The organism is Pseudomonas sp. Pdm06 (assembly GCF_014851795.1).
GTDB classification, from domain to species: Bacteria; Pseudomonadota; Gammaproteobacteria; order Pseudomonadales; family Pseudomonadaceae; genus Aquipseudomonas; species Aquipseudomonas fluorescens_AA.
Genome location: NZ_JACVAH010000002.1, coordinates 605,195 through 619,675, shown reverse-complemented (window position 1 = coordinate 619,675; position 14,481 = coordinate 605,195). Strand labels below are relative to the sequence as shown.

Genomic DNA, 14,481 nt, shown 5'->3' with positions numbered 1-14,481 from the left:
GTCGGCAACCTCCAACCGAAGGGTGAATGCCCTGTCCCGGGCTTTCCGGGCAGGGCGCTCGCCCTGAATCCTGCCCATCTGTATGTCGTGTCTGGCCGCCGTTGGGGCTTGTCCCTGCTTCCCATGACAGACATCACCTACCGAATGCTCTAATTTTTTTTGGCCTGTAAGGCAGCGGTTCGCAAACCGCCACCTTCGGTTGAACGTGACGATTATCCATCGCTTTGGCTCATGCGCCGAGGTCGGCCCCACCGCCGTCCAGGCGCTGCGCCGTACCTGAAAAACACATTTTTATCGTCAACCACTCCGAATTAGAAAAGCAGGTTCTTCGATGCAATTCAGCGAATTGATGGCAGCTCTTTCCCAGCATCCGATCCGTCTGCAACAAGATGGCGACAACCTCGTGATCCTAGGCGACGACGAAAGAATGGACCACGCGCTATGGGAGAGCCTTACCGTCCATAAGCAGGAACTGCTCGACCTGGTGGAGAGAAATGGTGGCGACTGGCTGAGTCCGGCATTCCGGATCACGCCGGACATGCTGCCCCTGGCTGACCTGACGCAGGAAGAGATCGACCGGATTGTCGATACGGTGCCCGGCGGCGCGGGCAATGTGCAGGACATCTACCCGCTGGCACCGTTGCAGGAAGGCATTCTTTACCATCACCTGGCGGCGGAGCAGGGCGACCCCTACGTGCTGCAATCCTTGTTCGGTGCCGATCGCAGGACACGCCTGGACGACTTTGCCCAGGCGTTGCAGGGCGTCATCGATCGCCATGACATTCTGCGTACCTCGGTGGTTTGGGAGGGACTGGACGAGCCGGTGCAAGTGGTCTGGCACGAGGCCACGCTGGCGTTGGAGGAAGTCGTGCTTGACCCTGCCGCCGGTGATGCCGTGTGGCAACTGCAACAGCGTTTCGACACCCGCCATCATCGTCTGGATGTGGGGCAGGCGCCGCTGATGCGACTGATTTGCGCGCAGGATCGTGACAACGACCGTTGGGTGGCGATCCTGCTGTTCCACCACATGGCGATAGACCATACGGCACTGGAACTGGTGCAGGGTGAAATGCAAGCGTTCCTGCTTGGGCAGGCCCACCAATTGCCCGACCCCGTGCCTTATCGCAACTACGTGGCACAGGTCCGCCTGGGTGTGGGCGGTGATTCCCATGAAGCGTTTTTCCGCGAAATGCTGGCCGATGTCGATGAGCCGACCTTGCCACTGGGTTTTGCCGAGGTACCTGAGGGCCAGTCGGTGATCGAGGAAGCCCATTTGCCGATCGATGCCTCGTTGAGCCGTCGCTTGCGGGCACAGGCGCGCCAATTGGGTGTCAGCGCCGCCAGTCTGCATCACTTGGCCTGGGCGCGGGTGGTGGGCGGTCTCTCGGGCAAACAGGACGTGGTGTTCGGCACGGTACTGATGGGGCGGATGCAGGGCGGCGACGGCGCCGACCGCGCCCTGGGCATGTTCATCAACACGCTGCCGCTGCGCGTGAAACTGGCCGGGCACGGTGCGCGCGAAGGCGTAAAAAATACCCATGCAAGCCTGACGGCGTTGCTCGGTCACGAGCATGCCTCGTTGGCCTTGGCCCAACGTTGCAGCGGTGTGGCTGCACCCGCTCCGCTGTTCGGTGCCTTGCTCAACTATCGGCATAGCAGCACAGCCCAAGCACTTTCGTCCCAGACCCTTGAAGCATGGGAAGGTTTGCATGCGCTGGGAGGCGCAGAGGGCACGAACTATCCGTTGACCTTGTCGGTGGATGATTTGGGCGAAGGCTTCAGTCTCAGCGTATTGGCCCTGGCCGGAATGGGCGCTCAGCGCATTGCTGGGTACATGCGTCAGGCATTGGAGAATCTGGTCTGGATGCTCGAGCAGCAGCCAGATATGCCCTTGCAGCGATTGTCGATCCTGCCGGCCTCGGAACGTGAGCAACTATTGGTGACATTTAATGCCACCGAGGCCGACTATCCGCAGCAGCAGACGGTTCACGGGTTGTTCGAAGAGCAAGCCCAGCGTACGCCGGATGCCGTGGCGGTGATCCGTGGCGAGCAGCGCCTGAGCTACCGCGAGTTGAATGAGCGGGCCAACCGCCTGGCCCATTACCTGCGCAAACAGGGCGTAGAGCCCGATTCGCGGGTGGCGATTTGCGTCGAACGCAGTATCGACATGGTTGTTGGATTGCTGGCGATTCTCAAGGCTGGCGGCGGTTATGTGCCGTTGGATCCGGCGTATCCGCTGGATCGGATTGCCTACATGCTGGAAGACAGTGCGCCGGCGGCGGTGTTGGCCCAGGACGCTACAGTCGGCTTGTTGAGCGATGCCTCGATGGCAGTGATCAATCTCGACAGCGGCGATTGGCAGGACGAATCCGTCCAGAATCCCGAGGTCACTGAGCTGACGTCCTCGCACCTGGCCTATGTCATCTACACCTCGGGTTCGACCGGTTTGCCTAAAGGCGTGATGATCGAGCACCGCAACACGGTGAACTTCCTGACCTGGGCCCATCGTTCATTTGACGCTCAAACCCTGTCGAAAACCCTGTTCTCGACGTCGCTGAACTTCGACTTGGCCGTCTATGAATGCTTCGCGCCGCTGACCTCGGGTGGCAGCATCGAAGTGGTCACTAATGTGCTGGAACTGCAGCAGGGCGAGCACGACATCACCCTGATCAACACCGTGCCGTCGGCGCTCAAGGCGTTGCTGGAGTCCGGTGGATTGGGCGAGGGCGTCGACACGGTCAACGTCGCCGGTGAAGCGCTCAAGCGCAGCCTGGTGGAGACGTTGTTCGAGCAGACCCAGGTCAAGCGCCTGTGCAACCTCTACGGTCCATCGGAAACCACAACCTATTCGAGCTGGGTGTCGATGGCTCGCGAAGACGGGTTTGCCGCGCACATCGGCAAACCGGTGGCGAACACCCAGTTCTATCTGCTGGACGAGCACAAACAACCCGTGCCGCTGGGCGTGCCGGGCGAAATCTACATCGGTGGTGCCGGGGTCGCTCGCGGTTATCTGAACCGTGATGACCTGACGGCCGAGCGCTTCCTGAAAGATCCATTCAGCAATGCTCCAAACGCCCGCATGTACCGCACGGGCGACCTGGGCCGGTATCTGCCGGATGGCAACATCGAATACCTGGGCCGTAACGATGACCAGGTGAAGATCCGTGGTTTCCGCATTGAACTGGGCGAGATCGAAGCCAAACTCGCGCAACACGATGCCTTGAGCGAAGCCGTGGTTGTGGCCCGTGAAGACGTGCCGGGCGACAAGCGCCTGGTGGCCTATTTCACCCAGCATTCGCCAGTAGACATCGAAACCCTGCGCACGCACCTGCAAGCGCAGTTGCCGGCCTACATGGTGCCGGTCGCCTACGTGCGCCTGGAGGCACTGCCACTGACACCGAACGGCAAGCTCGACCGCAAGGCGCTGCCGGCGCCGGATCTGGATGCCGTCATCAGCCGTGGCTACGAAGCCCCGCAAGGCGAAACCGAAACCACCCTGGCGCAGATCTGGCAGGACTTGCTCAAGGTCGAACGCGTGGGCCGGCACGACCATTTCTTCGAACTGGGGGGGCATTCCCTACTGGCGGTCACGCTGATCGAGCGCATGCGCCAGGCCGGCTTGAGCGCCGACGTGCGCGTACTGTTCGGCCAACCCACCCTGGCCGCGCTGGCGGCCGCTGTCGGCAGCGGGAAGGAGATCAGCGTTCCGGCGAACCTGATTGCGCTGGACTGCGAACGCATCACCCCCGAGCTGCTGCCGCTGGCCAACCTGTCCCAGACGACCATCGACCGTCTCGTGGCGACAGTGCCGGGCGGTGTGCGCAACGTGCAGGACATCTACCCGCTGGCGCCGCTGCAGGAAGGCATTCTTTACCACCACCTGGCCGCCGAGCAGGGCGACCCGTACGTGCTCCAGTCACAGTTCGCCTTCGACAACCGTGAGCACCTGGATGCCTTCATCGGGGCGCTGCAGGTGGTGATCGATCGCCACGACATCTTGCGCACCAGTATTGTATGGGAAGGTCTGGACGAGCCCATGCAAGTGGTCCGTCGTGAGGCCAGGCTGCACCTCGAAACGATCGATCTTGACCCGGTCGCTGGCGATGTCGCAGAGCAACTGCGCCAGCGTTTCGACTCGCGGCATTACCGCCTGGACATCGCTCAGGCACCACTGATGCGCTTGGCTTATGGACGGGACGAGGCCAATCATCGGCTGGTCGCGACATTGTTGTTCCATCACCTCGCCCTGGACCATACGGCGCTGGAAGTGGTGCAACACGAGATGCAAGCGTACCTGCTGGGTGAAGCTGGGCAACTGGCCGAAGCGGTGCCCTATCGCAATTACGTGGCACAGGCACGGCTGGGTGTGAATCGCGAAGAGCATGAAGCGTTTTTCCGCGACATGCTCGGCGACATCGATGAGCCGACGCTGCCATTCAATTTGCAGGATGTGCAGGCTGGCGGACACGATATCGAAGAGGCCCACCAGGCGTTGGATGACGCCTTGGACCAGCGCCTGCGGGCCCAGGCGCGTCAACTGGGGGTGAGTGCCGCCAGCCTGGTGCACTTGGCGTGGGCGCAAGTGCTGGCCAAGGTCTCCGGCAAGCAGGAGGTGGTGTTCGGTACGGTGCTGATGGGCCGGATGCAGGGCGGCGAGGGCGCCGATCGGGCGCTGGGGATGTTCATCAATACCCTGCCGCTTCGCGTGAGCCTGGGCGAGCAAGGCGTCAAGGCTGGCGTCAAGGCTGTCCATGGGCAACTGACTGCCTTGCTGGGGCACGAACATGCCTCGCTGGCGCTGGCCCAACGTTGCAGTGGCGTGGCGGCACCGTTGCCGTTGTTCAGTGCCTTGCTCAACTACCGCCATGCCGCCACGACGACGTCGAACGAAGTATCGTCGGCCTGGAGCGGTATGCAGGCGCTGGGTGGTGAAGAACGGACCAACTACCCGCTGACATTGAACGTCGATGACCTGGGTACCGGTTTCAACCTGACGGTGTTGGTCGGGCAGGAGATTGGCGCCCAACGGATTTGCGCTTATATGCACGCAGCGTTGCAAACGCTCGTGCTGGCGCTGGAACAGACGCCACAGGCGGCACTGCATCGTCTGTCGATCTTGCCCGCAGCGGAAATCGAGCAATTGCTGGTGACGTTCAACGCCACCGAGGCGGATTATCCGCAGCAGCAGACGATTCATGGCCTGTTCGAAGAACAGGTCCAGCGTACGCCGGAGGCCGTCGCGGTAATCCGTGGCGAGCAACGCCTGACGTATCACGAGTTGAACGAGCGGGCCAACCGTCTGGCCCATTACCTGCGCAAGCAGGGTGTACAGCCGGATTCGCGAGTGGCGATCTGCGTCGAGCGCGGTATCGACATGGTCGTGGGGCTGCTGGCAATTCTCAAGGCCGGCGGCGGTTATGTGCCGTTGGACCCGGCGTATCCGTTGGATCGGATTGCCTACATGCTGGACGACAGCGCCCCAGCGGCGGTATTGGCGCAGAAGGCGACCCTCGAATTGCTGGCAGACGCGTCGATGCCAGTGATCGATTTGGACAGCGGTTTGTGGCAGGACGAATCCGTCCTGGATCCCGAGGTGGCAGAGTTGACCTCCTCGCACCTGGCCTATGTCATCTACACCTCGGGTTCGACCGGTCTGCCTAAAGGCGTGATGATCGAACACCGCAACACGGTGAACTTCCTGACCTGGGCCCATCGTTCGTTCGATGACGCCACGTTGTCGAAAACCCTGTTCTCGACGTCGCTGAACTTCGACCTGGCGGTCTACGAATGCTTCGCGCCGCTGACCTCGGGCGGCAGCATCGACGTGGTCACTAATGTGCTGGAACTGCAACAGGGTGAGCGCGACATCACCCTGATCAACACCGTTCCGTCGGCGCTCAAGGCCTTGCTGGAGTCCGGCGGATTGGGCGAGGGCGTCGACACGGTCAACGTTGCCGGTGAAGCCTTGAAGCGCAGCCTGGTTGAAACCTTGTTCGAACAGACCCAGGTCAAACGCCTGTGCAACCTCTACGGTCCGTCGGAAACCACAACCTATTCGAGCTGGGTGTCGATGGCTCGCGAAGACGGGTTTGCCGCGCACATCGGCAAACCGGTGGCGAACACCCAGTTCTACCTGCTGGACGAGCACAAACAACCCGTGCCGCTGGGCGTACCGGGCGAAATCTACATCGGTGGTGCCGGGGTTGCTCGCGGTTATCTCAATCGTGATGACCTGACGGCTGAGCGCTTCCTGAAAGATCCATTCAGCAAGGTTCCCAATGCCCGAATGTACAAAACCGGCGACTTGGGTCGCTACCTGCCGGACGGCAACATCGAATACCTGGGCCGCAACGACGATCAGGTGAAGATTCGTGGTTTCCGCATTGAACTGGGCGAGATCGAAGCCAAGCTCGCCCAGGCTCCAAACATCAAGGAAACCGTGGTCCTGGCCCGTGAAGACGTGCCGGGCGACAAGCGCCTGGTGGCCTATTTCACCCAGCATTCGCCAGACGAATCGGCGGACATCGAAACCCTGCGCACGCACCTGCAAGCGCAGTTGCCGGCCTACATGGTGCCGGCCGCCTACGTGCGCCTGGAGGCACTGCCACTGACGCCGAACGGCAAGCTCGACCGCAAGGCGCTGCCGGCGCCGGATCTGGATGCCGTCATCACCCGTGGCTACGAAGCCCCGCAAGGCGAAACCGAAACCACCCTGGCCCAGATCTGGCAGGACTTGCTCAAGGTCGAACGTGTGGGGCGGCATGACCATTTCTTCGAGCTGGGTGGACACTCGCTGTTGGCCGTCAGCCTGATTGGCCGGATGCGCCAGCTCGGTTTGTCGGCGGATGTGCGGGTGCTGTTCAGCCAGCCAACGCTCGCGGCGCTGGCCGCCGCAGTCGGCAGTGGTGGCGAGGTTGTGGTGCCGGACAACGGCATCCTGCTGGGGTGCACCCGGATCACGCCGTCGATGCTGCCCTTGGTGGCGTTGGATCAGCAGGACATCGATCGTCTTGTGGAGACGGTGCCCGGTGGTGCGCGCAACGTGCAGGACATCTACCCGTTGGCGCCGTTGCAGGAAGGTATTCTCTATCACCACATCGCTGCGCACACGGGGGATCCCTATGTGTTGCAGGCCACGTTCACCGTCGCGGATCGCGAGCGGCTGGAGGCGTTTGCCCAGGCCCTGCAGGGCGTCATCGATCGCCACGACATCCTGCGTACTTCGGTGGTCTGGGAAGGCCTGGACGAGCCGGTGCAGGTGGTCTGGCGCAAAGCGCAACTGGCGGTGGAAGAATTGGCGCTGAGCGCCGAGGCAGGCGATATCGCCGCGCAGTTGCGCGAGCGCTTCGACACGCTGCATTACCGCCTGGACATGCAGCAGGCGCCGCTGATGCGCATTGCATTCGCCCACGACCCGGCCAATCAACGCTGGGTGGCGATGTTGTTGTTCCATCACATGGTCCTCGACCACACGGCGCTGGAAGTGGTGCAACACGAGATGCAGGCGCACCTGCTGGGCCAGGCCGACCAGTTGGGCCAAGCCGTGCCGTTCCGTAATTACGTGGCCCAGGCCCGCTTGGGCGTGAGCCGTGAGGAGCACGAAGGGTTCTTCCGCGACATGTTGAGTGATGTCGACGAGCCGACATTGCCGTTCGGCTTGCTGGACGTACGTGGCGATGGCAGCGATATCGAAGAGGCCGGACTGAGCCTGCCTGCCGACCTGAGCCGCCGTCTGCGGGCCCAGGCCCGTCAGTTGGGCGTGAGCGCCGCGAGCCTGCATCACCTGGCGTGGGCGCAAGTGCTGGGGCAGGTGTCCGGCAAGCAGGACGTTGTGTTTGGCACCGTGCTGATGGGGCGGATGCAGGGCGGCGACGGCGCTGAGCATGCACTGGGCATGTTCATCAATACCTTGCCATTGCGGGTGGGCGTCGGCGCCCAAGGTGTGCGTGACGGCGTAAAAGCCACCCACGCTCGCCTGACCGGCCTGCTGGGGCACGAGCACGCCTCGCTGGCGTTGGCCCAGCGTTGCAGCGGCGTGGTCGCGCCGATGCCGCTGTTCAATGCCTTGCTCAATTATCGACACAGTGCCGCAGGCGTTGCCTCAAACGAAGCCTTGGTGGCCTGGGACGGTATTCAACTGCTGAGCAACGAAGAGCGTACCAACTACCCGCTGACCTTGTCGGTGGATGACCTGGGCGAAGCTTTCCACTTGTCGGCGCTGGCAGTGCCGCAGGTCGGTGCGCAGCGGATATGTGCCTACATGAACATTGCCCTGGAGCATCTGGTCGAAGCGCTGGAACAGGCTCCGCAGACGCCGTTGCACAGCCTGTCGATCCTGCCGCCGGCCGAGCGTCGGCAATTGCTGGTGGACTTCAACGCCACCACCCGTAGCTATCCCCAGGACAGGACCGTCCATGGCCTGTTCGAGGCACGGGCCAAGGAGCTTCCGGAGGCAACCGCGGTCGTGCACAACGGCCACAGCCTGACGTACGCCGAGTTGAACCGCAGGGCCAATTGCCTGACCCGTCATTTGATTGGCCTGGGGGTGCAACCGGGTGATCGCGTGGCGATTCTGCTGGAACGCTCAGTCGGGCTGCTGGTCAGCCAATTGGCGATCCTCAAGTGCGCCGCGGTCTACGTGCCGCTGGACGTCAGCGCACCACTCGAACGTCAGGATTTCATGGTGCGTGACAGCGGTGCCCGGACGCTCCTGACCCTGAGCGCGATGGCGGTGCCTGAGGGGGTTGCCCGTGTGGATCTGGATAGCGTGGTCCTGGAGACCGAGGCGGACCATGACCTGCGGCTGATACAAAGCACCGAATCGGTGGCCTACATCATGTACACCTCCGGTTCCACCGGCACCCCGAAAGGTGTACTGGTGCCGCACCGGGCGATCAACCGACTGGTGATCAACAACGGCTACGCCGACTTCAACGCCCAGGACCGGGTGGCCTTTGCCTCCAACCCGGCCTTCGACGCCAGCACCCTTGATGTCTGGGCTCCATTGCTCAACGGCGGTTGCGTGGTGGTGGTCGACCAGGACGTGCTGTTGTCCCAGGCGGATTTCCACGCGCTGTTGCTCGAACAATCGGTCAGCGTGCTGTGGATGACCGCCGGCCTGTTCCATCAATACGCCGCGGGGCTGATGTCGGTGTTCGCCCAGCTGCGCTACCTGATCGTCGGTGGCGATGTGCTCGACCCAGCAGTGATCGGCCGAGTCTTGAAGGAAGGCGCACCGGCTCATCTGCTCAACGGCTACGGCCCGACCGAAGCCACCACCTTTACCACCACTCATGAGATCAAGAGCGTAGGCGAGGGCGGTATTCCCATTGGTCGCCCGATCGGCAACACCCGTGTCTACGTGCTGGACGCCAATCGTCAGCCAGTGCCCATCGGCGTGGCCGGCGAGTTGTACATCGGTGGCGATGGCGTGGCGAAAGGGTATCTGAATCGTCCCGAGCTGACCGCCGAGAAGTTTGTTGTCGACCCGTTCAATGCCGATCCCGGTGCCTTGCTCTACCGCACCGGCGACCTGGCGCGCTGGCGCGCGGACGGCACGGTGGATTACCTGGGGCGCAACGACGACCAGGTGAAGATCCGTGGTTTCCGCATCGAGCTGGGCGAGATCGAAGCCCGCTTGGGCGAATGCCCAGGCGTGAAAGACGCGGTCGTGCTGGCGCGGCAAGACGATGCCGGTCCCAAGCGCCTGGTGGGTTATGTGATCCCTGAGCGGGGCGTGACCTTGTCGGTACATGCCTTGCGCGAACAATTGTCGAGCGTGTTGGCCGATTACATGCTGCCCAGCGCGTTCGTGGTACTGCCAGCCTTCCCGCTGACCGCCAACGGCAAACTGGATCGCCGTGAACTCCCGGCGCCGGATGCCGAGGCCTATGCCTCTCGTGAATATGAAGCGCCGCTGGGCAAGGTGGAACAGACCCTGGCGCAAATCTGGGCGGACGTGCTGAAGGTCGAGCAGGTGGGGCGCCACGATCACTTCTTCGAACTCGGCGGGCACTCGTTGCTGGCGGTCACGCTGATCGAACGCATGCGCCAGGCCGGCTTGAGCGCCGACGTGCGCGTGCTGTTCAGCCAACCGACCCTGGCCGCACTGGCCGCGGCGATTGGCAGCGGCAGGGAAGTCAGCGTTCCGGCGAACCTGATTCCTTTGCACTGCGAACACATCACCCCGGACTTGTTGCCCTTGATCAACCTGTCCCAGGACGCCATCGACCGTCTCGTCGCCACCGTTCCCGGTGGTGCGCGCAACGTGCAGGACATCTACCCACTGGCACCGTTGCAGGAAGGGATTCTTTACCATCACCTGGCCGCCGAGCAGGGCGACCCCTATGTGTTGCAATCGCAATTCGCCTTCGACAACCGTGAACGCCTGGATGCCTTCATCGGGGCGCTGCAGATGGTGATCGATCGTCACGACATCTTGCGCACCAGTGTGCTCTGGGAAGGGCTGGATGAGCCGGTGCAAGTGGTTTGGCGCCAGGTGCTGCTTGAATCACAGTGCATTGTGCCGGACGCCACGGCTGGCGACGTTGCCACGCAACTGGCCAACCGCTTCGATGCGCGGCACTATCGTCTGGACCTGGGCCGGGCACCGTTGTTGCACCTGGCTTATGCGCGGGACGAGGCCCAGGACCGCTGGGTCGCGATCCTGTTGTTCCATCACATGGCGCTGGACCACACCGCCCTGGACGTGATGCAACATGAAATGCAAATGCATTTGCTGGGACTGGGCGAACAGTTGGGCGAAGCGATGCCTTATCGCAACTACGTGGCCCAGGCCCGCCTGGGCACGAGCGAACAAGAGCACGAAGCGTTTTTCCGCGAGATGCTCGGCGATATCGACGAGCCGACGTTGCCTTTTGGCTTGCAGGACGTGCAGGGTGAGGGGCATGGCATCGATGAGGATCGCCAGCCTGTCGATCTTGCGCTGTCCAGGCGCCTGCGAGTGCAGGCACGCCACCTGGGGGTGAGTGCTGCCAGTCTGGTGCACCTGGCCTGGGCACAGGTGCTGGGCAAGGTATCGGGCAAGCAGGAGGTGGTGTTCGGTACAGTCCTGTTGGGCCGGATGCAGGGCGGCGACGGGGCCGACCGTGCCCTGGGGATGTTCATCAACACCTTGCCGTTGCGGGTGGATGTGGGCACCCAGGACGTGCGCAGCGGCGTCAAGGCCACTCACGGGCGCTTGACCGCCTTGCTCGGCCACGAACATGCCTCGTTGGCACTGGCGCAACGTTGCAGTGGCGTGGTGGCGCCGACGCCGCTATTCAGCGCCTTGCTCAACTATCGCCACAGCGCGGTCCAGGTGACCCAGGACGCCTTGTCGGCCTGGAGCGGGATCAACGCACTGGGCGGTGATGAGCGGACCAATTATCCCTTGACCCTCAACGTGGATGACCTGGGTGACGGGTTCTTCCTCACGGTGATGGTCGATACGGCCATCGGTGCGCAGCGTATTTGCGGTTATATGCAGGTGGCCCTGGAAAACCTGGTCATGGCCCTGGAGCAGGCACCGCAAACCCCGCTCCACGCCTTGGCGATCCTGCCACCGGCCGAGCGCCGGCAATTGCTCGAAACCTGGAACACGACCGACGTCACCTATGCCGATGATGCCCTGATCCATCGGCAATTCGAGGGCTGGGCCGCATCTCAACCCGACACCGTGGCCGTTGTGCATGAAGAGCAGGTACTGACCTACGGCGAGCTCAATGCCCGCGCCAACCAACTGGCCCACAGCCTCGTGGCCCTGGGTGTTCGTCCGGATGATCGGGTCGCCATCTGTGTCGAGCGCGGCCTGGACATGATCATTGGCCTGCTGGGCATCCTGAAAGCCGGCGCGGGGTATGTACCGCTGGACCCGACTTATCCACCCGAGCGCATCGCCTACATGCTGCATGACAGCAGCCCCGTGGCGGTGGTGACCCAGTCGCAATGGCGCGACAGCCTGCCGGTATTGCCGGTGCCCACCCTGGTGCTCGACCCGGCCGACACCGATGAAATGAGCCAGCAACCGCGGCACAATCCCGACGTGGCAGGCCTGGACGCCAGCCACCTGGCCTACGTGATCTACACCTCCGGCTCCACCGGCCTGCCCAAGGGCGTGATGGTCGAGCACCGCAACGTCGCCCGGCTGTTTTCGGCGACCCAGCCCTGGTTCGAATTTGGCCCGCAGGATGTGTGGGCGCTGTTCCATTCCTTTGCCTTCGATTTCTCGGTCTGGGAAATCTGGGGCGCCTTGACCCACGGTGGCCGCTTGCTGGTGGTGCCGCAACTGGTCAGCCGTTCGCCGCAGTACTGCTATGCCTTGTTGTGTGAAGCGGGTGTGACCATTCTCAACCAGACGCCGAGTGCCTTCCGCCAGCTGATTGCGGCCCAAGGTGAAAGCGACCTGGGTCACCACCTGCGGCAAGTGATCTTCGGTGGCGAGGCCCTGGAAACCGGGATTCTCAAACCGTGGTACGCCCGCCAGGCCAATGCCCGGACGCAGTTGGTCAACATGTACGGCATCACCGAAACGACGGTGCACGTGACGTATCGTCCGCTTGACGCAGCCGACGCCCAGTTGGCCGGCGTCAGCCCGATTGGCAAGCGCATTCCCGACCTGCAACTGTACGTGCTCGACACCCAGCACGAGCCGGTGCCGGTGGGGGTGACAGGTGAGATGTACGTGGGCGGCGGCGGGGTCAGTCGTGGTTATTTGAACCGTGACGAGCTGACCGCCGAGCGTTTCCTCGACAACCCGTTCAGCCCCGAGCCGAATGCGCGGATGTACCGGACTGGCGACCTGGGTCGCTGGCTGGCGGACGGCAGCATCGAGTACCTGGGCCGCAATGACGACCAAGTGAAGATCCGCGGTTTCCGTATCGAATTGGGCGAGATCGAAGCCAAGCTGGCCGCGTGCAATGGTGTACGGGAGGCCGTGGTGGTGGCGCGCCAGGATACGCCGGGCGATCAGCGCCTGGTGGCCTATGTGATTGCCGAGGAAGGCGAGCCGCCATCGGCTGCCGAGCTGCGCGATGAGCTGCTGGGTTCGCTGGCCGAATACATGGTGCCCAGCGCATTCGTGATGTTGACGGTGTTCCCGTTGACCACCAACGGCAAGCTGGACCGCAAGGCATTGCCGGTGCCGGACCAGTCGTCGGTGGTGACCCGTGAATACGAGGCCCCTCAAGGCGAGGTCGAGATCGCCATTGCCAGGATCTGGCAAGACCTGCTGCATGTCGAGCGGGTCGGCCGCCACGACCACTTCTTTGAAATGGGCGGCCATTCGTTGCTGGCGGTAAAGTTGGTCGAGCGCATGCGCCAGATCGACCTGGCGGCCGATGTCCGCGTGCTGTTCGGCCAGCCGACGTTGGCGGCGTTGGCGGCTGCGGTGGGCGGTTGCCAGGAAGTGCAGGTGCCGGCCAACCTCATCCCGGACGACTGTTCGCGGATCACACCGGACCTGTTGCCGCTGGCCACGTTGAGCCAGGACGAGATCGACCGCGTCGTGGCGACGGTGCCCGGTGGCGTGGGTAATGTGCAGGACATCTATGCCTTGACGCCGCTGCAGGAGGGCATTCTGTATCACCACGTCGCGGCGGCCAAAGGTGATCCTTATTTGCAATACATACTGTTCGCTTTTGACAGCCGTGCCCGCTTGGATCTTTTCGCCAAGGCACTGCAAAGCACGGTATCCAGGCACGACATCCTGCGCACCGGCGTGGTCTGGGAAGGCATTGACGAACCGGTTCAAGTGGTCTGGCGCGAGGCGCGGCTGGGGTTCGATGAGATCATGTTGGACCCGGCGGCGGGGGATATCGCCCGGCAACTGCGCGAACGTCTGGATCCGCGCCACTATCGCCTGGATATTCGTCAGGCGCCGATGATGCGCATTGGCTACGCACAAGACGTGGCGAACGACCGCTGGGTGGGCATGCTGTTGTTCCACCATATGGTCGATGATGCGACCTCGCTGGCCATGCTCGCGGCGGAAATTGGCGCGCACATGTCTGGCGGCGAACAGGCACTGGCGGCGTCGGTGCCGTATCGCAACTTCGTGGCACAGGCGCGGCTCGGCGTCAGCCGCGAGGAACATGAAGCATTTTTCCACGAGATGCTGGGTGATGTGGCTGAACCGACGCTGCCCTTCGGTTTGCAGGATGTACAGGGTGACGGGCACGATATCGAGGAGGTCCGCCAGAGAGTCGATGCCGAGCTTGGCCAGCGTCTGCGGGTGCAGGCGCGTCAGCTTGGCGTGAGCGCGGCAAGTTTGTATCACCTGGCCTGGGCGCTGGTGCTGGGCAAAGTGTCGGGCAAGGAAGACGTGGTCTTCGGCACCGTACTGCTGGGGCGCATGCAAGGCGGTGAGGGCGCCGACCGTGCGTTGGGGATGTTCATCAACACCTTGCCGTTGCGGGTGAGCCTGGGCGCGCAAGGTGTGCGTGCCGCCGTCAAGTCGACCCATGCACGCTTGACGGCGCTGCT

Annotated in this window: 1 protein-coding gene (running past one end of the window); it reads left to right on the top strand. The window is 62.9% G+C overall.

Annotated elements, in window-relative coordinates; translation table 11 throughout:
* Positions 1 to 373: 373 nt before the first annotated feature.
* Positions 374 to 14,481 carry the 5' portion of a non-ribosomal peptide synthase/polyketide synthase gene (locus IB266_RS31055; protein WP_412548289.1) on the top strand. Its footprint extends 16,783 nt past the window's final position, so the window shows 14,108 of its 30,891 coding nt (coding positions 1-14,108); it begins with the start codon at positions 374 to 376; its stop codon lies beyond the right edge, outside the window.